Consider the following 19,596-nt stretch of genomic DNA (forward strand, 5'->3'; position numbering starts at 1 on the left):
CCGATGGCCGCGTCGAGCGAGGAGAAGACCGAGAAACCCACTCCCAAGAAGAAGAAGGAGGCCCGCAAGGAAGGCCAGGTCCCGCGCACGCCCGAGCTCGGCGGCTGGCTCGGCCTCCTCGTCGTCGCCCTCGCGCTCGGTCCCCTGATGGACCACGAGCTCAACGCCGTCCGCACCCTGATGGCCACCAACCTGCGCGCCGCCGAACGTCCCTCGATCCCGCTCGCCCTGCACCTGCTCGGCCAGGCCGGCCAGCACATCCTGGTCAGCCTCGTCGTGCTCGGCGCGATGGTGATGGTGATCGGCGTGGTCTCCGCCCTGGCCCAGGGCGGCTTCTACCTCGCCCCCAAGCTCGCCAAGCCCGACGCCAAGAAGCTCAACCCCCTCCAGGGCGCCAAGCGCCTCCTCGGCCCGCACGCCGCCTGGGAGGGCGTGAAGGTCCTCGTGAAGAGCTCCGTCGTCGCCTTCCTCGCCTGGGGCGCGGTGAAGTCGATGATGCCCCTCGTCGGCGGCCTGCTGCCCATCGAGCTCGTCCTCCACGAGCTCACCGCCGAGGTCTCCCGCCTCGTCCTCACCGTCGCCATCGCCGGCCTCGTCATGGCCGCCGCCGACTACGCGATGATGAGGCGCCGGATCGGCAAGCAGATCCGGATGAGCCACAGCGAGATCAAGCAGGAGCACAAGCAGGCCGAGGGCGATCCCCTCGTCAAGAGCGCCATCCGCAGCCGCCAGCTCGCCGCCGCCCGCAACCGGATGATCTCCGACGTCGGCACCGCCGACGTCCTCCTGGTCAACCCCACCCACGTCGCCGTCGCGCTCCGCTACGACCCCGACCGCGGCGCGCCCCGTGTCGTCGCGCGCGGTGCCGGCGCCATCGCGGCCAAGATCCGCGAGCGCGCCGCCGAGGAGCGCGTCCCGCTGGTCCAGGACGTCCCCCTCGCCCGCGCGCTCTACCGCCACTGCCAGGTCGGCCAGGAGATCCCCCGCGAGCTCTGGGCCGCCGTCGCTCAGGTCCTCGCGTTCGTGCTCAGCCGGCGGCACGCGGGGCAGCACGGCGGCGAGCACCGCACCCCTCGTCGTACGGACGAGCTGCCGGAGGTGCTCGCCGGGGCCCGGCGGCGCCGGGCGCAGTCCACCTGAACCCCTCAACCCGCCCGCGCGCGTGCCGATGGGCCCCCCGACGCCAGGACGGCGTCGCGTAGGGCCAGGGACGGCGCTCACTCGTCGAGAGGCTGTACCGCCGCATGCCCGTGAAGTCGCTGACCAAGCTCGGTGTGCCCCTGGGCATCGTGCTCATCGTGGTCATGCTCGTGGTGCCGCTGCCGGCGGTGCTGCTCGACCTGATGATCGCGCTCAACATCACCGGTGCCCTGCTCGTCCTGATGGTCGCCATGTTCATCCACAAGCCGCTGGAGTTCGCCGCCTTCCCCTCGGTGATCCTGGTGATGACGCTGTTCCGGCTCGCGCTCAACGTCAGCGCGACCCGCCTGGTCCTCCTCGACGGGTACGCCGGCAAGGTGATCGACACGTTCGGCCACTTCGTCGTCGGCGGCTCGCTGATCGTCGGCCTGATCGTGTTCGCGATCCTGCTGGTGATCCAGTTCGTCGTCATCACCAACGGCGCCGGCCGCGTCGCCGAGGTGGGTGCGCGGTTCACGCTCGACGCCATGCCCGGCAAGCAGATGGCGATCGACGCCGACCTCAACTCCGGGCTCATCGACGAGGAGGAGGCGCGGCGACGGCGAGCCGAGGTGCACGCCGAGGCGGACTTCCACGGCGCGATGGACGGTGCCTCCAAGTTCGTCAAGGGCGACGCGATCGCGGCGATCGTGATCACGCTGGTCAACCTGCTCGGCGGCTTCGCGATCGGCGTGGCGCAGTACGGCATGCCGTTCGGCGAGGCGATCAACACCTACTCGCTGCTGTCGATCGGCGACGGCCTCGTCTCGCAGATCCCCGCGCTGCTGCTGTCGGTCGCGACCGGCCTCATCGTCACCCGCTCAGTCGCCGACTCCGACATGGGCTCCGACATCGTCGGCCAGATCTTCCAGCGCAAGATGCCGCTGCGGGTGGCCGGGTTCGGCGCGCTCGCGCTGTGCGTCATCCCGGGCCTGCCGAAGCTGCCGTTCCTCGTGGCGGGCGGGCTCATGCTGCTCGGCGCCAGCCGGATCGACGAGAAGTCCGCCACCGGTACGGCGGCCGACGCCGCCGGTGCCGGCGGCCCCGGCGAGCTCGTCCAGGTCCCCGACTCCCCCGAGGCGCTCGTCACCGAGATCCGGGTCGATCCGCTCGGGCTGGAGCTCTCCGCCGACCTCATCGACCTCGTCGACACCCGCTCCGGCGGCGACCTGCTCGACCGGGTCAAGGCACTGCGCCGCAAGGTCGCCGGCGAGCTCGGCATCGTCATCCCCCCGGTGCGCACGCGCGACAACCTCGAGCTGCCGCCGCACACCTACGCCATCACCCTGTCCGGCGCGGAGGTGGCCCGCGGCGAGGCCCCCCGCGGCACGGTGCTGGCCATCGGCGACTTCCTCGGCTCGCTCCCCGGCACCCCCACGCAGGAGCCCGTCTTCGGCCTGGAGGCCAAGTGGATCCCGGCCGAGCTGCGCCACCAGGCCGAGATCGGCGGCGCCACCGTCGTCGACCGCGCGTCCGTGGTGACCACGCACCTCGCCGAGGTCGTCCACCAGCACGCCAGCCGGCTGCTCGGCCGCGAGGACGTCCGCCTGCTCACCGACGTCGTCAAGCGCACCCACCCGGTCGTCATCGAGGAGCTCACCCCGACCCTCCTCCCGCTCGGCGAGGTGCAGCGCGTGCTGCGCTCGCTGCTGGAGGAGCGCATCCCGATCCGCGACCTGGTGCGGATCTTCGAGGCGCTGTCGATCCGCGCGACCTCGTCCAAGGAGCACGACGCGCTGGTCGAGGCGGCCCGGGCCGCGCTCGAGCCGGCGCTCGCGGCGCCGTACGTCACGGACGGGGTGCTGCACGCGATCAGCTTCGAGCCCCTGCTGGAGCAGCAGATGCTCGAAGGCCTGCGTCCCACCGACCAGGGCGCCGTCATCGTGCTCGACCCGGACATCGCCCAGCAGGTGCTGCTCGGGCTCACCCAGGCGGCGCACGCGGCCGAGAACGCCGACGTACGGCCGGTCCTGGTCTGCGCACCCGCCCTCCGCGCCGCCGTACGACGCCTGGTGGCGCCCGCGGTCGAACGGCTCCCCGTGTTCTCCTACGCCGAGCTCGGCGCCGCCCGTGAGGTCACCTCGGTGGCCGTGATCAGCGGCCACGGCGCCCGGCCGGCGCTCGGCACGATCGGGGTGGGGGCGTGATGCTCGACCTCCGTGTGTTCCTCGTGGCCGCCGTGCTCGCCTCGCCGGCCGTCGTCCGGGCGGCGGACGGCACGCTCCCCATGGAGGACGCGCTGACCCGCGTGCTCCTCGTGATGCTCGGCGCGACGGCGGTCAGCCTGCTCGTGCGCACGCTCTGGCCGCTCCTGGCCGGGCCGACGGCCGAGCCGGAGCGCCTCCCCGACACGACGCCGACGCCCGTCGAGGACGACTTCATGCTGACGAGCGAGCTCGACGAGCGTGACGACGACGGGCTCAGCCTGTTCAGCCCACGGCCGGAATGATCCACTCCAGCTGGGTTCCCTGACCCGGAGCCGAGCCGAGCTCGAGGTGCCCACCCAGGTCCTCGGCGCGCGTGCGCAGGTTGCCGGTGCCGTTGCCGTGGCAGACCGTGGCGGGATCGAAGCCCACCCCGTCGTCGCTGACCCGCAGCCGGAACCACGCCGACGACGCGGTCAGCTCGACCACGACCGACGCGGCGCCCGCGTGCCGCGCGACGTTGGACAGCGCCTCGCGCAGGGTGGTCAGCACGTGCGCTCCCGCCTCGGGCACGAGCGCGCGGTCGACCGGACCCTGGACCCGCAGGACGGGCTGGAAGCCGAGCACGCCGACGTACTCCCCCAGCAGCGAGCGGACGTCCTCGAGCAGCGGGCGGCCGGTGCCGGTGCCGAGCTCGAAGATCGCCGCCCGGAGCTCCTTGATCGCCAGGTCCAGGTCGCTGATCGTGCTGTCGACGCGGGCCCGCAGCTCGTCGACGTCGAGGCTGCGGGCGCCCTGGAGCTGCATGCCGGTCGCGAAGAGCCGCTGGATGACGAGGTCGTGCAGGTCGCGCGCGATCCGGTCGCGGTCCTTGGCGACGAGCAGCTGGGCCCGGTCGCGCAGCGCCTGGTCGCGGTCGAGGATCAGGCCCAGCTGGGTCGCGGTCACGGTGACCAGGTCGAGCATGACCCCCTGCAGGGACGGCGTCTCGTGCGCCCGGTCGACCACGATCACGCCGGAGCCGGCCAGCCGCGTGTGCACCGGTACGACGAGCGTCGCCCGGCCGTGCTTCTCGGGAAGCCGCTCGGGCACCCGCGAGGAGGTGACGTGCCGGATGGTGTCGCCGTGGCGCTCCACCACCCGCGGCGCGACCTCGGCCTTGCCCGCGAGCTGGCGGATCTCGAGCAGGTCCTCGTCGACGCGGACGTAGGCGACCAGCCGGGCGCCGCACAGCTCGCGCAGCGACACCACCAGCTCGTCGAGCGCCTCCTGCACGCGCATGGTGCCGGACAGGTCGCCGCCGACCTCGGCGGTGCCGGCCAGCCAGCGGCGGCGCCACTCGACGGCCTCGAACGTGCGGGCGTTGTCGATCATCGCGCCGGCCGCGCCGGCCAGCGCCTCGACCAGGGCCTCGTCGGTCGCCGTGAACTCCGCGCCACCGCGCTTGTTGCCCAGGTAGAGGTGGCCGAACGCCTGGTTGCGCACCAGCACCGGCGCACCGAGGAAGCTCTCGATCGCCGGGTGCCCGTCGGGGAAGGAGCCCGTGGAGACGGGGTGCTCGTCGACCTGACCGACCCGGATCGTGCGCCGCTGCTGGGGAACGAGGCCGATCAGCCCCTCCCCGAGCGGCATCCGGCCGATCTCCTGGAAGCGGTCGGCGACCACCCGGTTGGGGACGAGGTCGACGAAGGCGCCGTCGTCGTCGACGATCCCGAGGACGCCGTACTCGGCGTCGGTGAGCTGGCAGGACGCCTCGACGATGCGCGTCAGGACGCCGCGCAGGTCCAGGTCGGACCCGATCGCAACGACCGCGTCCAACAGGGCCCGAGCCTCTGGGGGCAGCTCCATGTCCATCAGCTACTCGATCCCTCCCTCAAGATCGCTGACAGAGCTCAGGCTATCGCCTTCGCGCCGGCTCGCTCCACGCGCACGTGCCAACCATCGGCACCGGGACCTTGGGCCTGAGCGGTCCCGGGACGAACGTCTCAGAACCGCCGCAGCTGGTAGAGGCCGCGGGTGCGCCCGACGACCGTCCCGGCCTCGTCGGTGAGCTCGGCGACGAGCTCGAAGTCGGACTTGCCGCGCTCGTCGTACTCGGCGAGCACGCGGGCGATCTCGTCCTCGGTGATCGACGCGCGGGCCACGACCGCGGTCGTCGCCGGGCGCAGGAAGTCGATGGTCACGCTCTTGACGAGCGGGACGCCGCCCTCGACCGCGAGCGAGGTGCGCGGCAGCAGGCCACCCAGGACCTCGGCCACGGTGAAGAGCGAGCCGGCGTACGCCGTGCCGAAGTGGTTGACGTTCGGGTCGGACGGGATGCGCGCGGCCACCGACGTCCGCTCCAGCTCGACGACCTCGACCTGCATGGCGTCGAGGACGGGGATGATCCGGCGGATGTCGGCGGTGGTCTCCTGGAGTTCGGTCACGGCCTCAACCTACTGAAGCCGGACCCTGCGGCGGCTCAGGCCACGTCGTAGCGGCGCTGGCCGAGGCGCGGGTGGTCCGAGCCGGTCAGCAGCACGTCGACCACGCGCTCGACGTCGTCGATCATCGGCACGTGCCCGCAGCCAGGCAGCGAGATGTGGTCGGCGTCGGGCAGCGCCTGCTGGGCGCGCGTGGCCTGGTAGGGCAGCAGGACGAGGTCGCGGGTGCCCCACGCGACGGTGATCGGGATCGACGGGTCGATCGGGCGGTCGAACGGGAAGCCGCCGTCGATGATCGTCTCGAGCGCCGGGCGCGCGTGGACCAGGCCGCGCAGGTCGCCCAGCGCCGCCTCGGGCGAGAGCCGGTTGCCCTTGGTCATCAGCAGCCCGAACGCCGCCGCGCGCCCCGGGCCGGTCTTGAGGATGGCCGGCGCGACCGGCTGCGCGATCGTCGCCGCACCCGTCAGCAGCGTGAACACCGCGCGGATGTAGGCGAAGTCGACCTTGTTGCGCCAGAAGCCCGCCGGGGCCAGCGTCGTCGCACTGCTCACCAGGTCGTCGGCCGCCGCCTCCAGGGCGATCCGCCCGCCGAGCGAGTTGCCGGCGATGTGCGGGCGCTCCAGGCCGAGCTCGACGAAGCAGTCCTCGAGGATGTCGCGCAGGATGTCGCGCACGGGCCGGCCGTCCGGCACCAGCGCCGGCGACTCACCGTGCCCCGGCAGGTCCACCAGCACGACCTCGCGCTTCTCGGCCAACCGGTCGACCACCGGGTACCACGCCTGCCTGCGGTGCCCGATCCCGTGGACCAGGACCAGCGGCTCTCCCGAGCCGATGCGTTCGTAGGCGAGCATGAGGACCTCGATTCCCCGCACCGACGTTGGTGCGATCTAGGTGCAACGGTGAGTTGCAGATACCGAGAGTACGAAAGGTGCTAGCTGCCCGCAAGCACTTGGCAGCAGCCGATTCGTGTGGCCCACGTCACACGAAGGCGCGGTAGCCTCGCCCCATGCCCCGCGACTGGCTGAACCTGTCCTGGAAGCTCCTGCTCGCCCGCGGCGTGATCGCCGTCCTGTTCGGCATCGCCGCCATGGTCTGGCCCCTCGACACCGCGCTCGCGCTCGTCCTGCTCTGGGGCTTCTGGGCGCTCTTCGACAGTGCCGGGTCGTTCGTCCAGGCCTTCGAGCGCGGTACGCCGGGCGCGGCCCGCCTGCTCCTCGTGGTGATGGGACTGGTCGCCCTCGTCGCCGCCTTCCTCGCCATCTTCAGCCCGGCGATGACCGCGGTGACCCTGACCTGGATCCTCGGGATCTGGCTCATCGTGCGCGGCGTCTTCGAGGGCGTCGGCGCCCTCGTCGCCTCCGGTGCCGCACCCCGCGGCCTCCTGCTCGCCAGCGCCGCGGTCGACGTCCTGCTCGGCATCCTGTTCGTCGCCAACCCCGGACGCGGCGCGCTCGGCATCGCGTTCGTGCTGGGCCTCGTGGCGTTCGTCTGGGGCGTCATCTTCCTGGTGATGGGCTTCGCGATGCGCCGCCGCGTGGCCGGCTTGGACCAGCCCGCCCCTACGCTCGGAGCGTGACCGACACCGCCGCCGACCGCCGCGAGATCCACGACGCCGTCCTGCGCTACTGCCGCGCGGTCGACCGCCTCGACTTCGACGGCATCCGTGCGGTCTACGCCGACGACGGCGTCGACCACCACACCGGCTTCAGCGGCCCCGCCGACGACTACGTCGCCTGGCTGCGCGGACTGCTCCCCCACCTCGACGGCACCATGCACCTCCTCGGCAACCACCTCGCCGAGGTCCAGGGCGACCAGGCCGTCGCCGAGACCTACGGCACCGCCGTCCACTGGGGCACCCCGCGCGACGACGCCCGCCGCAACTTCACCTCCGGCTTCCGCTACGTCGACCACTTCGTCCGTACGCCGTCCGGCTGGCGCATCCGCGAGCGCTGGGCCGTGCGCGAGTGGACCCGCAGCGACGCCGGCCGCCTCCTCGCCCCCGAGGGCGACGGACCGCGCGGCACCCGCGACGAGCACGACCCGCTCGCCGTGCTGCGGCGCAGCGTGCTCGGCGGCTAGGACCGCTCTCCTTCATCGGCGCTTCATGCGCGCCGCCCTAGGTTCGCGCCGTGCCGATCGGAGGAGCGTCCCAGGAAGCGTGGTTCCGCGCCGTCAACCACCTCGCCCGCGCGACACCGTGGCTGCACACGCCGGCCCGGCTGTTCGCCCAGGACGGGATCGTCCTCTTCGCCGCGCTGCTCCTCCTGTCGTGGTGGTGGGCGCGGCGCTCGGGTGACCCCCGCCGGGTCGCCGCCGCGCTGTGGGCACCGGCCGGAGCACTCGTGGCCCTCGGGGCCAACCAGCTCCTCGTCGCCGCCTTCGCCGAGCCCCGCCCCTTCACCGTGGTGCCCGACGCCCTCGTCCTCGTCAGCCGCAGCACCGACGCCTCCTTCCCCAGCGACCACGCGGTGATGGCCGGCGCGGTCGCGATGGGTCTGGCCCTCGCGCACGGACGGCACGCCCTCACCTGGACCGGCGCCGGGCTGGCCGTGCTCATGGCCGCCACCCGGGTGTACGTCGGCGCGCACTTCCCGCTCGACGTGGTCGCCGGCCTCCTGGTCGGCGCGGCGATCGCCCTGGCGTCGTACCGGCTGGTGCGGCCGGTCGCGGTCCGCCTGGTCGAGGCGGTGGCCCGCACACCCGTGCGCGTACTGGTGCGCGGGTGAGCCCGGACGGGAGGCGTGCCGCCCGGCTGTGGGCGGTCGTGCTGGTGTTCGCCGGTGTCGGCGTCGCGCGCTCGGTCCAGGTCGGCATCCCCTTCCGCGACCCCGGCGGCGACTTCCTCGCCCGCCGGATCGTCATCACCACCGGGGTGTTCGCCGCCCTGGTGCTGCTCGACGGCCTGCTCCGCACCCCGCGCCCCTGGACCCGTGCGGCCCTCACCGCGACCGTCCGGGACCGCTGGCCCCCGCGCCGCCTCGCGCTCGCGGCGAGCGCCCTGCTGGCCTACCTGGTGACCTACTTCGTCTACCACAACCTCAAGAGCTGGGACGTCCTCAACGCCCCGCGCGACGCGATGCTGCTGCGCTGGGACCGCGCCCTGTTCGCCGGCCACAGCCCCGCCGTGCTCCTGCACGACCTGCTCGGCACGCACGTCGCCGCGTGGGTGCTCATGATCTGGTACGAGGCGTTCCCCGCGCTCGTCGTGGTCGCCTTCCCCGCCGCGGTGGCCCTGGCCCGTCGTACCCGGGACGCCTATGCGGGCATCGCCGCCCTCGTCTGGGTGTGGATCCTGGGCACCGCGACCTACTACGCCATCCCGTCGCTGGGCCCCTTCCACGCCGCACCCGAGGAGTTCGCCGGGCTGCCGCACACGATGATCCAGGACACCCAGGCCCACTACCTGGCCCAGCGCGACGCCCTTCTCGCGCACCCGCACGGCCCGGACGTCTTCGCCCAGATCTCCGCCTTCGCCAGCCTCCACGTGGGCGTCACCGCGACCATCCTCGGCCTGGCCTGGTGGCACCGGATGCGCCGCACGACCATCGCCCTCACGGTCTTCCTCGCCGGCACCATGGTCGCGACGGTCTACCTCGGCTGGCACTTCGCCGTCGACGTCCCCGCCGGCCTGGCCATCGCGGCCGCCGCGTGGTGGCTCGGGCCGCGCACCGTCGGCGTACGCCGCCCGGCGGCGGCCACCGCTCACTCCCCCGACGCGGCATCGACCCGCTTGAGCAGGTCCTTGCGGCGCAGCACCTGACGCAGGTCGCCGCCGAGGCGGTCTTGAGCGACGGCGCCTCGGTCATGCCCGCCATCCCGTTGTGCTCGGCGCCGCGGCGCGCGACCACACCGAGCGCCGCCGCCCGGACCACGTCGACGTTGGTCCCCGCGAACAGGATGCCCCGGCACCACCCCACCCTCGAGTCCGGCGTCTCCGGTACGACGTCCTCGCGCGAGGCGAGCGCTCGCCGTGCGGTCCGGCGCAGGTCGCCGATGCGGTCCGCCTCGTCGCCCAGCGCGTCGAGGCGGGCGATGGTGGTCGCCAGCGCGACCCGGCGGTCGTCGTACGCCTGGGGGTGGAGGGTGCGCAGCGCGATCGTCGCCGTGGCCGCCGTCCAGGGCAGGCGCACGCGCGCCAGGTGCGCCGCGAGGTCCGGCTCCGTCACGCCGCGAGCATGACATAGGCTCGACCCGTGCTCATCGAGGTCGACAGAGGCTAGCCGCCGGACCGGCGGCCGCCTTCGCGACGACTTCCTCGCCCGCGCGCTCGGCGCGCGGCGGGTCGTGCGCGCGGGCGTGTGCCCGACGGTTCGAGACGACCGTCCCCTCCCTCGCACGACGCACGAGAGACCTCACGATGTCCACGAACCCTGTCATCACCCTGCACGACCTCACCCTCGAGTGGCCCGACGGCACCGTCGCCCTCGACCGCCTCAACGGCGCGTTCAGCTCCGGCCGGACCGGCCTGGTCGGCCGCAACGGCGCCGGGAAGTCCACCCTGCTGCGCCTGGTCGCCGGCCTGCTCACACCGACGAGCGGCCGCGTCGACACGGTCGGCGCGGTGGGCTACCTGCCGCAGACCCTGACGCTCCAGGCCGGCACCACCATCGCCGGGCTGCTCGGCATCCAGGCGATCATCGACGCCATCGACCATGTCGAGCGCGGGGACGTCGACCAGCGCCACTTCGACACCATCGGCGACGACTGGGACGTCGAGGCGCGCGCCGACGAGCTGCTCGACCAGATCGGCTTCGGCGCCGGCGACCTGCACCGCCGGGTCGCGGAGGTCTCGGGCGGGGAGGCGATGCTCATCGCCCTCACCGGCCTGCGGATCCGGCGTACGCCGATCACGCTGCTCGACGAGCCCACCAACAACCTCGACCGGCCCACCCGCGCCCGGCTCGCGGAGATCGTCGACCAGTGGCCCGGCGCGCTGGTCGTGGTCAGCCACGACCTCGAGCTGCTGGAGCACGTCGACCAGACCGCCGAGCTGTACGACGGCCGGCTCACCACGTTCGGCGGCCCCTACAGCGCCTGGCGCGAGCACCAGCAGCAGGAGCAGGCGGCCGCCACGCAGGCCGCGCGCTCCGCCCAGCAGGCACTCAAGGTCGAGAAGCGCCAGCGCGTCGAGGCCGAGACCAAGCTGGCCCGGCGGGAGCGGACCGCACGCAAGACCCAGAAGGACGGCGGGATCCCCAAGATCCTCGCGGGCAACCGGGCCAGCAAGGCCCAGAACGCCGCCGGCTCGCTGCGCTCGACGCTGGACGACAAGGTGCAGGCCGCCCAGGCCGCGGTCGACTCGGCCGACGCCCGGGTCCGCCGCGAGGAGCACATCCACCTGACGCTCCCCGATCCCGCCGTGCCCCGTGGCCGGCAGCTCGTCGAGCTGGTCCAGGACGACCGCACGATCGTCGTCCAGGGACCGGAGCGGGTCGCGCTCGTCGGGCCCAACGGCGCCGGCAAGTCGACGCTCCTCCAGCAGCTCGTCGGGCGTGGTCCGGCGCCGCGGGCCGGGGCGCCGTACGGGCGGCTGCTGACGGACCGCTTCGGCTACCTGCCCCAGCGCCTCGACGGCCTCGACGAGGACGCCGACGCGATGGCGAACGTGCGCGCGGTGGCGCCCGGCGTACCGGACGGGACGATCCGCAACCAGCTCGCCCGCCTGCTGCTGCGCGGCTCGAGCGTCGACCGCCCGGTCCGCTCGCTGTCGGGCGGCGAGCGCTTCCGGGTCTCGCTGGCCACCCTGCTCCTCGCCGACCCGCCGGCCGACCTGCTCGTGCTCGACGAGCCGACCAACAACCTCGACGTCACCAGCGTCGACCAGCTCGTCGAGGCGCTGTCGGGCTATCGCGGCGCGCTCCTCGTGGTCAGCCACGACCACGCCTTCCTGGACCGGCTCGGACTCGACCTCGTCGTCGCGATCGACGCCCACGGCCGGCTCAGCCGCGAGTCGGCGCTGCCCACCTGAGCGGCACCGGGGTCGCGGCCGAGGTTGTGTCGGACGAGTCCGGCACGATGAGTCCGTGACCCCGATCGTCGTCGAGCTGCCCAGCCCCGTCCTGCTCCTGGTGGGCCGCGAGGACTTCGATCCGCCGCGCTCGTTCGGCGACGCCACCTGCGTGGCCACCGCCGACTGCGTCGCCACCGGCATCCGTCCCCGCGCCGCCGGCCCGACCACCGTCACCCTGGTCGCGGACCGCCCGGCGCGGGGCCTGGTCGAGCTCGGCAGCCACGTGATCGAGACCGAGGGCATGCTCTCGCTGCGCGACGTCTACAGCCGCGAGTACGCCAACATCGGAGTCGAGCCCGGCCACGTCGCGGTGACCGCCTGGGGCGACGACCCGGCCGGGCCGGGCGAGCTGGTGCTCCAGGTGCAGCCGGCTCCCTAGCCGGAGCCGTCGGGGGGCCAGCCGGACCCATGAAACGGGCACAGCGACGCCCCCGCGTCCGGCAGGATGCGCACTACGTTGTGCGGGCCGCTCCGCGGCCCACCGCCCCGACAGGAGACGCCATGCCCCCCGACCCGAGCCAGCCGCAGATCGTCCGGCCCTTCACCCGGCAGTCCACCGTGCTCGAGCTGGCCTCGACACTGCCCGGACGCGCGTTCAAGGCGCTGATCGTGCGCCAGCTTCCGCCGGTGGCCACCGAGAAGGAGCGCCAGGAGCTGGAGGACATGACCGTCGGCCTCCCCCTGGAGACCCTCGTCGAGCTGTCCGAGGGCAAGCTCACCTGGGGCATCGCCGACTCCGTCCTCGACCTGGCGAACCGCAAGCCGCACCGCGTGGCCGCACGCGGGGCCGGCGCGGGCGTGAGCGCCCTGAGGAAGGTGGCGAGCTCGGTTCGCCGCTGAGGGCGCCCGCTCGTCGGCACGAGCGTCACCTCAGTCCGGGGTCCACCGATCTCCGGTCCGAGACGGCAGCCGCGCGCCGCGCGCCGACGGGGACGATCAGGGGCCGCAGGGACACCGGATCGACCAGCACCTGGCTCTCGAGGCCGAAGACCTCCCGGAGCATCTCGGCGTCGATGACCTCCTCGGGCGGACCGCTGGTCACGATCGCGCCGTCGCGCATCACGATCAGGTGATCGCTGTACCGGGCAGCGAGGTTGAGGTCGTGCAGGACCATGACGACCGTCCGCCTCAGGTCCGCGTGCAGCTTGTCGACGAGGTCCAGCACCTCGACCTGGTGGGCGAGGTCCAGGTACGTCGTGGGCTCGTCGAGCAGGAGCACGTCGGTCTCCTGGGCGAGCGCCATCGAGATCCAGGCACGCTGCCGCTGTCCTCCCGACAGCTCGTCGACCGGTCGGCCCGCGAGAGCCTGCATGCCGGTCAGCTGCAGAGCCGCGTCGACCTCGGCCACGTCGTCGCGCGACCACTGCCGCAGCCAGGACTGGTGCGGGTGCCGCCCCTTGGCGACCAGGTCCGCGACGGTCAGACCCTCCGGCGCGGTCGGCGACTGGGGAAGCATGCCGAGGACCTTGGCGACGTCGCGGGTGCGCATCGAGGTGATCGCCTTGCCGTCGAGGAGGACCTCGCCGGCCTTCGGCTTGAGCAGCCGCGCGATCGCGCGGAGGAGGGTCGACTTGCCGCAGCCGTTGGGGCCGATGATCGTCGTCACCGTGCCGACCGGGATCTGCGTCGTGAGCCCCTCGACCACCACACGGTCGCCGTAGGCGAGGCGCAGGTCCTCGGCGGAGATCTGGCGAACAGTCATCGAGCCGTCCTCCGGTTCGTGCGGATGATCAGGTACATCAGGAAGGGCCCGCCGATCGCCGTGGTGACGATGCCGACAGGCAGGTCGATCGGCAGCACGACGCGCGCGACGTAGTCGCTCCCGACGACGAGGGCCGCTCCCATCAGCCCCGACGCCAGCAGCGGTGGTCCCGCGGTGCCGACGAGGCGCACGGTCAGCTGGGGAGCGACGAAGGCGACGAACCCGATGGGCCCCGCTGCCGTCACGCACATCGCCGCCAGCACCACCGAGGCGACGAGGAGCACGGCCTGGCTCAGCTGGACGCGGACCCCGAGGGCACGGGCCGTGTCCTCACCGAGCCGCAGCGCCGACAGCGCGAAGGTCGACGCCAGGGCGACGGCACCGACGACCCCGACGGCGAGCGCAGCCGGCCAGACATGGCGCCAGCCGCGGCCGGCCAGCGAGCCGTTGAGCCACACCGTGGCGCGCTGCACGTCCCAGATCTCACCGTGCACCAGCATCCAGGACGTCAGCGCGGCGAGGACGGCGTTGACGGCGATGCCGATGAGGACCAGCCGGAAGCCCTCGATCCCTCGACGCCAGGCCAGCACGTAGATCAGGCCGGCGGTGAGCAGTCCGCCGAGCAGGGCGGCCGCCGAGACGCCCAGGCCCACCCCGGCCATCGTCGAGCCACCGAAGATGATCACCGCGACGGCGCCCGCGCTCGCCCCGGCCGTGATGCCGAGGATGTCCGGGCTCGCCAAGGGGTTGCGCGTGATCGACTGCGTGACGGCACCGGAGATGCCGAGCCCGACACCTACGAGCACCCCCACCAGCGACCGGGGCATCCGCAGGTCCCAGACGATGAAGTGCTCGACGTCGCTGCCGCCGCCGAGCAGCACCTGGACCACGCCGCCGATGCTGATCGGGTAGTCGCCCTGGCCGACGTCGAGGCAGAAGAGGAGGAACACCGCGACGGCGAGGACGACGTTCGCGAGCACCAGCCGCGGTCGCCACACCATGCTCACCGGCCCCCATCCGAAGCGCGGCCGACCCGTCACCAGCCCGCTCACAGCGTGGCCAGCCTGCGGCGCCGGACGAGCGCGATGAAGAACGGGCCGCCCACGAGGGCCAGGACGATCCCGGCCTGGAGCTCGCCCGGTCGAGCGACCACGCGGCCGATGACGTCGCAGATCGTCAGGAGGATCGCGCCGACCAGCGCGGAGCACGGCAGCAGCCACCGGTAGTCCGGGCCGGTGAAGGATCGCGCGACGTGCGGCACGACGAGCCCCACGAACCCGATCGGACCGCAGGCCGCGGTGGCCGCACCGGCGAGCAGCGTGATCGCCAGGACGCCGGCGATCCGGTTGCGCACGAGGTCGGTTCCCAGGGACCGCGCGACGTCCTCGCCGAGGCTCAGGAGGTTCAGCCCCGGAGCGCTGCCGAGCGCCAGCACGAAGCCCACGACGAAGAACGGCAGCAGCGGGGTCAGGATCTCCAGCCCACGCCCGGCGACCGAGCCGACGACCCAGAACCGGAACGCGTCCAGGGCCTGCTGGTCGAGCAGGACGACGGCGGAGGTGATCGAGGAGAGGAAGGCAGCGACCGCGGCACCGCCGAGGACCAGCGACACGGGCGAGCTGGTCCGGCTGCCCATGGCGGAGAGCCCGAACACGGCCACGCTGGTGACCAGCGCGCCGGCGAGCGCGAACCACACGTAGCCCCCGACCGAGGCGACGCCGAGGAACGCGATGGCGAGGACGACGGCGCACGACGCTCCGGCGCTGACACCGAGGATCCCGGGGTCGGCCAGGGGGTTGCGGGTGTGGCCCTGGATCAGCGCGCCGGCGAGTCCGAGCGCCATGCCCACGACGACGGCGAGCAGGGTGCGGGGCAGCCGAAGGTCGCGGACGATGAGGTCTGCCTCGGACGGGCTGCCGCCGTAGGGAGGCACCAGGGCACCGGCGATCTCGGCGAAGGTCAATGGACGGGCACCCACGGCGATGCTGGCGAGCAGCACGGCGCCCAGGAGCAGGACCAGCGCCACCAGTCCGGCGACCCGGCGGGCCCGCAGGGAGGCCGGTGTCGCGACGACCTCGAGCTCGGCGAAACCCTCGTCGAGCGCCGTTGCTCGTCGTACGACGTCGGGGCGCGGGAACGGCGAGAGACTGACCCGCACGCCCTGCGGTCGTCCGTCGGCACCGCGAGCGACCAGGCCGGTCCACGCCTTGCCGATCGACTCGCCGCGGCGTCCCTGCGCATACCCGATGTTCCACACCTGCACGACCACGGCGGCCACGACGGCGAACGCACCGAAGACCACGCGATCCGTCTGGCCGCCACCGTTGGCGTCGCGCAGCGACTGCACGATCAACCCGCCGACGACCAGCGGCAGGCTCACCACGACGAGGTCGATGACCGCAGCGGCCGCACGCAGGCGGAACGGCGCACGGCCCCGGGGCACGTCCAGCCGCGTGTGGTCCGGCCGCTCCACCACCGCTGCGTCCGCGGCGAGCTCACTCAGCCGGGCAGCCACGACGTCCCCTCCTCCCGACGGTGCCCCGCGCCGCGACGGCGCGGGCGCACCGGTGGTGCGGGTGCGACCGAGGTGACATGACGAGGATCCGGTGCGTCAGGACAGCGGTGCACCCTTGCCGGCGGCCGTCGACGGCAGCACGTCGCGCAGGACCCCGAGCGCGTGCTCGTAGCTCAACGGACCGAAGCCGTCGGCGAGGGACCGCGTGTCGATGTTGTCGATGGCGGTGTAGCGGCCACCCTCGACGGCGGGCAGTCGCTGGAACAGCGACTCGCCCTCGAGCGAGCGGGTCGCGGCGGGGTCCGTCGCGAGGGACAGCAGGATGTCGGCGTCCTCGAGCTTCCCGATCTCCTCGAGGGACAGCTCGGCCAGCGCCTCGGCGGTGGTGGTCTTGACCGTCAGGCCGAGCTCGCGCAGCAGCTTGACCAGGGGGCTGCCGTCACCCTGCAGGTACAGCACGTCCCCGAACTTTGAGCCGATCATGATCGTCCGGTCGGCCAGCGGGGCGAGCTCCTTCGCCAGGGCGGCGATGGCGTCCTCCACCTCGGCGACCAGCTCCTCGGCACGGTCGTCGCGACCGACCGCGGCGGCGATCGTCCGGAGGTCGCTGCGCCACTCGCCGTTCCAGCTCAGCCCGACGGTGGGCGCCATCGCGGAGAGCCCGTCGAACTCGTCGACCACGGGATTCTGCATGCCGATGATGAGGTCGGGCCGCTGGGCGGCGACCAGCTCCATGCTCACGTCGGACGTGGCGTCGAGCTGCTCGATGTCGCCGATGCCCGCCGCCTCCTGCCAGGGCGTCAGGCCGGTCTCCCAGGCGTTCGTGAACCCGAACGCGACGGGCGTGACACCCAGCGCGACGAGGTGGTCGAGGTCGGTGTAGTCGTCGAGCACCACGACCCGCTCGGGGAGCTCGTCGATCTTCGTCGTTCCGGCGGCGTGCTCGACGTCGCGCGGGAACGCGTCGGCATCGCCCACCGCGGCGCCCTTTGCGACCGGGGACGACGGCGTGGACGACTCGCCGCAGCCCGAGAGCACAGCGAGCAGGAGCAGGACGACGGCAGCGCAGAGCGCGCGAGGCAGAGCCAGCACGGATCGTGAATCTAGGCCAACCACGGCGGGGCTCACCCGACAATCGATGTCGCGAACCCGCCAGAGGACTGGGTGGCGCACTGGGCGGCGTACTGGCCGGGGGTCATCCCCGTGACCCGGCGGAACCGGGCGACGAAGGCACTGGTCGACGCATAGCCCGTCCGCCGCGACACCTCGGCGACGCTGGCGCCCTGCGCGAGGCGGACCAGGGCTCCACGGACCCGAGCCTGCAGCCGCCAGTGCTCGAAGCTCATGCCGGTCTGCGCCGAGAACAGGCGCTGCAGGGTGCGTGGACTGGCGCCGACGATCAGGCCCCAGTCCTCCAGGCAGCGGTCGTCGGCCGGGTCGCGGAGCAGCGCCCGGGCGACGCGTTCGGCACGGTCGTCGGTCGGCATCGGGAGCTCCGTGCCGGCCGACGACACCGGGTGCACGAGGTCGTAGAGGACCGACTCGGCCCGGCGCCGCGCCGCGAGGGCGAGGTCCTGGCGAGCAAGGTGGCCGACCGTCGCCAGCAGCATCGGCCCGGTCGCGACGACGGTGGGCTCGGTCCAGGCGATCGGGCACCGGTCGGCACGCACGTAGACGCAGGCGTAGGTCGTGCCCGGCTCCGCGTCCGCCCGGTGCCGCACGAACGGCGGGATCCAGACCCCGAGCGTCGGTGGCACCAGCCAGAGCGAGCCGGCGATCTCCAGGCTGAAGGTGCCGGAGGTGACGATGAGCAGCTCGTGCTCGACGTGGTCGTGCTCGGGCCACGTGGTGGGCTCGGCCACGAAGTCGGCCCACACCGCCATACCGGTGGGCCCGGCCGCGAGGCCGTCGTGACAGGCCTCGATCAGCTGCCTGCTCGCGGGCATCGTCCCCATCAGCGGAGCGTCTCTGCGGCCACCTCGCGCACCGCCTCGTCCTCGAACGGGACTTCCCGAGGTGCGTCCCCCAGCAGGAAGGCGCGGACCAGCCGGCGCGGCAGGGTCCGGGCCGTGGCGACCTCTCCGTACACAGAACTCTCCTCGCACCTTCGCCGGACTTCGGGTACTTAGGCAAGCCTAACTTATCCCATCGGCGGCCGGGCCTGCGGGCCAGGTACAGCCGGGACGGGACAGGTCGAACGCGCCAGGTCAGCGACGGTCCGCCGATCCGTTCACCTCAGCCCGGCCCGGCTCGATGAGCCGCCCGCGGAAGCCGGCGGTCAGCACCTCCGAAAACGCGAGAACCGGCAGGTCAGCGGGGACCTGCCGGTTCTTGCTTGCTGGTGGAGGTGAGGGGATTCGAACCCCTGACCTTCTCATTGCGAACGAGACGCGCTACCAACTGCGCCACACCCCCAAGCGAGGAGAAACGGTAGCACCCGTGGTCGGGGACGTCCGAATCGGGCCCTCAACCACGACCTCGGCCGGCCGACCGGGTGTCGTCGCCCGTGTCATCGCCCGGGTCGTCGGCGCGGTCACCGGGGACGGCGTCGCCCCACTTCTTCTCCTGCTCACGGGTCTGCTGCGCGGCCTGGCGGTCGGCGGCGGTCTCGTCGCTGGGACGGTTGGCGCGGTGCGGAGGGGTCGAAGAGGTCATGGCCCGGCGTTACCCGGACCGGGCGGGGACAACCTCTGGAGGTGGGTCAGCTGCCGGTGGCGCGGCGCTCGTCGGCGTCCGTAGCGGCGGCCGCGGCGGCGTCGGCGCGCTGGGCGTCGGCCTCGCGGGCGAGCTGGGAGTCGGCCTCGTTGCGGCCCGAGCTCCACACGCCGGTGGCGTCGAGGTCGATGGTGCGGACGGTGCGGCCGGCCGGCGCCTTGGCGACGTACGTCGGGAGGGGGACGGCGACCGGGGTCCAGCCGTCGGCGACCTCGGCGGTGATCGCCGGGATCTCGCCGGTGTCGTCGTCGGCGAGCTCGGCGACCACGCCTCCGGGCTCGGCCGGGAGGTCGGGCTCGGGGGCGGTGTCGGAGGCCGCGGCGTCCTCGGCGGCCAGCTCCTCGTCCGCGAGCGTACGACGGCGCCGGCGGGCCGGCGCGGTGGCGGCGGCGCGGGCGGCGCGCTCGTTGCGGACCATCAGGCGGCAGGCGACGAGCCAGGCGGCGAGGAGGGTCAGGGGCGCGGCGATCCAGGGGGTCGCGATGACGCCGCCGACGGCGAGGCCGGTGACGACGAGGGTGAGCAGCACGAGGGTGCCGAGGACCCGGCGGCGGCGCTGGGCCGCGCGACGGGCGGCGGCCCGGCGGGCGACCGGGGAGCGGACGGCACGCGGCGCAGGGGTGGGCGCCGCGGGCTCGGCAACGGGCTCGGCAACGGGCTCGGCAACCGGCTCGGCAGCAGCCTCGGCCTCGGCCGGGGCGTCGGCGACGGGAGCGTCGGAGGTGACGAGCTCGGCCTCGCGAGCGGAGACCGCATCGCGCCGGGCGAGCACGCGCAGGCGGTCGGAGAAGCGGTCGACCGAGCGGCTGACGGCGTCCTCCTCGTGGTGGCGCAGTGCCTTCGGCACGAGGTAGACGACCCAGGCCACCGCCAGTGCGACGAAGATGAGTGCGCTCAGGTCCACACCG

At 73.3% G+C, this 19,596-nt stretch carries 21 protein-coding genes and 1 tRNA gene; 10 read left to right on the forward strand and 12 right to left on the reverse strand.

Annotated features, from left to right (window positions below; all coding sequences use genetic code 11):
- Positions 1-3 precede the first annotated feature (3 nt).
- The 3 genes from CCO04_RS06840 to CCO04_RS06850 all read left to right on the forward strand — a co-directional run bounded on the left by CCO04_RS06840 (position 4) and on the right by CCO04_RS06850 (position 3,628).
- Complete coding sequence (locus tag CCO04_RS06840; protein WP_215813366.1) at positions 4-1,140, forward strand: flagellar biosynthesis protein FlhB; 1,137 nt, start codon at positions 4-6, stop codon at positions 1,138-1,140.
- Between the two features lie 104 nt (positions 1,141-1,244).
- Complete coding sequence (flhA, locus tag CCO04_RS06845; protein WP_215813367.1) at positions 1,245-3,326, forward strand: flagellar biosynthesis protein FlhA; 2,082 nt, start codon at positions 1,245-1,247, stop codon at positions 3,324-3,326.
- The gene (locus tag CCO04_RS06850; RefSeq protein ID WP_215813368.1) at positions 3,326-3,628 is read left to right on the forward strand and encodes a hypothetical protein; all 303 of its coding nucleotides are present in this window, start codon (positions 3,326-3,328) and stop codon (positions 3,626-3,628) included. The genes flhA and CCO04_RS06850 overlap by 1 nt, the downstream gene beginning before the upstream one ends.
- Here CCO04_RS06850 and CCO04_RS06855 read toward each other — a convergent pair.
- The 3 genes from CCO04_RS06855 to CCO04_RS06865 form a co-directional block, all read right to left on the reverse strand.
- Complete coding sequence (locus tag CCO04_RS06855; protein ID WP_215813369.1) at positions 3,609-5,141, reverse strand: GAF domain-containing sensor histidine kinase; 1,533 nt, start codon at positions 5,139-5,141, stop codon at positions 3,609-3,611. The two genes, CCO04_RS06850 and CCO04_RS06855, sit on opposite strands and share 20 nt — an antisense overlap.
- A gap of 167 nt (positions 5,142-5,308) precedes the next feature.
- Entirely contained in the window at positions 5,309-5,749 is a 441-nt protein-coding gene (locus CCO04_RS06860; RefSeq protein WP_215813370.1) for a YiiD C-terminal domain-containing protein, read from the reverse strand.
- Positions 5,750-5,784: 35 nt separating this feature from the next.
- Complete coding sequence (locus CCO04_RS06865) at positions 5,785-6,597, reverse strand: alpha/beta fold hydrolase (RefSeq protein ID WP_215813371.1); 813 nt, start codon at positions 6,595-6,597, stop codon at positions 5,785-5,787.
- Between the two features lie 155 nt (positions 6,598-6,752).
- On the opposite strand from CCO04_RS06865, the gene CCO04_RS06870 reads away from it, so the two are divergent.
- The 7 genes from CCO04_RS06870 (at position 6,753) to CCO04_RS06900 (ending at position 12,596) form a co-directional block, all read left to right on the forward strand.
- Positions 6,753-7,322, forward strand: coding sequence for an HdeD family acid-resistance protein (locus CCO04_RS06870; RefSeq protein WP_215813372.1), 570 nt, complete (start codon positions 6,753-6,755; stop codon positions 7,320-7,322).
- Positions 7,319-7,825, forward strand: a complete 507-nt coding sequence (locus CCO04_RS06875) for a nuclear transport factor 2 family protein (RefSeq protein WP_215813373.1) — start codon at positions 7,319-7,321, stop codon at positions 7,823-7,825. Before CCO04_RS06870 ends, CCO04_RS06875 begins: the two co-directional genes overlap by 4 nt.
- Positions 7,826-7,875: 50 nt before the next feature.
- Complete coding sequence (locus tag CCO04_RS06880) at positions 7,876-8,472, forward strand: phosphatase PAP2 family protein (RefSeq protein ID WP_215813374.1); 597 nt, start codon at positions 7,876-7,878, stop codon at positions 8,470-8,472.
- Positions 8,469-9,506, forward strand: a complete 1,038-nt coding sequence (locus CCO04_RS06885; protein ID WP_215813375.1) for a phosphatase PAP2 family protein — start codon at positions 8,469-8,471, stop codon at positions 9,504-9,506. Before CCO04_RS06880 ends, CCO04_RS06885 begins: the two co-directional genes overlap by 4 nt.
- Positions 9,507-10,103: 597 nt before the next feature.
- Positions 10,104-11,714, forward strand: a complete 1,611-nt coding sequence (locus CCO04_RS06890; RefSeq protein WP_215813376.1) for an ABC-F family ATP-binding cassette domain-containing protein — start codon at positions 10,104-10,106, stop codon at positions 11,712-11,714.
- 55 nt (positions 11,715-11,769) lie between these two features.
- Complete coding sequence (locus CCO04_RS06895; RefSeq protein ID WP_215813377.1) at positions 11,770-12,135, forward strand: hypothetical protein; 366 nt, start codon at positions 11,770-11,772, stop codon at positions 12,133-12,135.
- Positions 12,136-12,257: 122 nt separating this feature from the next.
- On the forward strand, positions 12,258-12,596 hold the full coding sequence (locus CCO04_RS06900; protein WP_215813378.1) for a hypothetical protein: 339 nt from the start codon (positions 12,258-12,260) through the stop codon (positions 12,594-12,596).
- A 25-nt stretch (positions 12,597-12,621) separates the two neighbouring features.
- Here CCO04_RS06900 and CCO04_RS06905 read toward each other — a convergent pair whose 3' ends face one another.
- From CCO04_RS06905 to CCO04_RS06940, 9 genes are all read right to left on the reverse strand, one after another.
- Entirely contained in the window at positions 12,622-13,458 is an 837-nt protein-coding gene (locus CCO04_RS06905; RefSeq protein ID WP_215813379.1) for an ABC transporter ATP-binding protein, read from the reverse strand.
- Positions 13,455-14,459 (reverse strand): iron chelate uptake ABC transporter family permease subunit, encoded by a 1,005-nt coding sequence (locus CCO04_RS06910; protein WP_215813380.1) that lies wholly within the window; start codon positions 14,457-14,459, stop codon positions 13,455-13,457. The genes CCO04_RS06905 and CCO04_RS06910 overlap by 4 nt, the downstream gene beginning before the upstream one ends.
- Before the next feature lie 47 nt (positions 14,460-14,506).
- Complete coding sequence (locus CCO04_RS06915; protein ID WP_215813381.1) at positions 14,507-15,973, reverse strand: iron ABC transporter permease; 1,467 nt, start codon at positions 15,971-15,973, stop codon at positions 14,507-14,509.
- A 96-nt stretch (positions 15,974-16,069) separates the two neighbouring features.
- Positions 16,070-17,065 carry an ABC transporter substrate-binding protein gene (locus CCO04_RS06920; protein ID WP_215813382.1) on the reverse strand — a complete coding sequence of 332 codons (996 nt, stop codon included), beginning with the start codon at positions 17,063-17,065 and terminating at the stop codon, positions 16,070-16,072.
- 32 nt (positions 17,066-17,097) lie between these two features.
- The gene (locus tag CCO04_RS06925; protein WP_215813383.1) at positions 17,098-17,928 is read right to left on the reverse strand and encodes an AraC family transcriptional regulator; all 831 of its coding nucleotides are present in this window, start codon (positions 17,926-17,928) and stop codon (positions 17,098-17,100) included.
- Positions 17,928-18,062 (reverse strand): hypothetical protein, encoded by a 135-nt coding sequence (locus tag CCO04_RS29130; RefSeq protein WP_256448421.1) that lies wholly within the window; start codon positions 18,060-18,062, stop codon positions 17,928-17,930. The genes CCO04_RS06925 and CCO04_RS29130 overlap by 1 nt, the downstream gene beginning before the upstream one ends.
- Positions 18,063-18,312: 250 nt before the next feature.
- Positions 18,313-18,388: transfer RNA gene (locus CCO04_RS06930), tRNA-Ala, on the reverse strand.
- Positions 18,389-18,439: 51 nt separating this feature from the next.
- A complete protein-coding gene (locus tag CCO04_RS06935; protein ID WP_215813384.1) occupies positions 18,440-18,628 on the reverse strand; it encodes a hypothetical protein in 189 nt (62 codons plus the stop codon).
- Between the two features lie 46 nt (positions 18,629-18,674).
- Positions 18,675-19,592 (reverse strand): hypothetical protein, encoded by a 918-nt coding sequence (locus tag CCO04_RS06940; protein ID WP_215813385.1) that lies wholly within the window; start codon positions 19,590-19,592, stop codon positions 18,675-18,677.
- Between the last annotated feature and the right edge of the window lie 4 nt (positions 19,593-19,596).

Source organism: Pimelobacter sp. 30-1, from assembly GCF_018831735.1.
Lineage (GTDB): Bacteria > Actinomycetota > Actinomycetes > Propionibacteriales > Nocardioidaceae > Nocardioides.

Bases quoted from the DNA above. Each gene is read 5' to 3' on its own strand.
- CCO04_RS06935 (WP_215813384.1), bottom strand. From the start codon at position 18,628: ATGACCTCTTCGACCCCTCCGCACCGCGCCAACCGTCCCAGCGACGAG.
- flhA (WP_215813367.1), top strand. From the start codon at position 1,245: ATGCCCGTGAAGTCGCTGACCAAGCTCGGTGTGCCCCTGGGCATCGTG.
- CCO04_RS06890 (WP_215813376.1), top strand. From the start codon at position 10,104: ATGTCCACGAACCCTGTCATCACCCTGCACGACCTCACCCTCGAGTGG.
- CCO04_RS06850 (WP_215813368.1), top strand. From the start codon at position 3,326: ATGCTCGACCTCCGTGTGTTCCTCGTGGCCGCCGTGCTCGCCTCGCCG.
- CCO04_RS06925 (WP_215813383.1), bottom strand. From the start codon at position 17,928: ATGGGGACGATGCCCGCGAGCAGGCAGCTGATCGAGGCCTGTCACGAC.
- CCO04_RS06840 (WP_215813366.1), top strand. From the start codon at position 4: ATGGCCGCGTCGAGCGAGGAGAAGACCGAGAAACCCACTCCCAAGAAG.
- CCO04_RS06910 (WP_215813380.1), bottom strand. From the start codon at position 14,459: ATGGTGTGGCGACCGCGGCTGGTGCTCGCGAACGTCGTCCTCGCCGTC.
- CCO04_RS06905 (WP_215813379.1), bottom strand. From the start codon at position 13,458: ATGACTGTTCGCCAGATCTCCGCCGAGGACCTGCGCCTCGCCTACGGC.
- CCO04_RS06870 (WP_215813372.1), top strand. From the start codon at position 6,753: ATGCCCCGCGACTGGCTGAACCTGTCCTGGAAGCTCCTGCTCGCCCGC.
- CCO04_RS06865 (WP_215813371.1), bottom strand. From the start codon at position 6,597: ATGCTCGCCTACGAACGCATCGGCTCGGGAGAGCCGCTGGTCCTGGTC.
- CCO04_RS06900 (WP_215813378.1), top strand. From the start codon at position 12,258: ATGCCCCCCGACCCGAGCCAGCCGCAGATCGTCCGGCCCTTCACCCGG.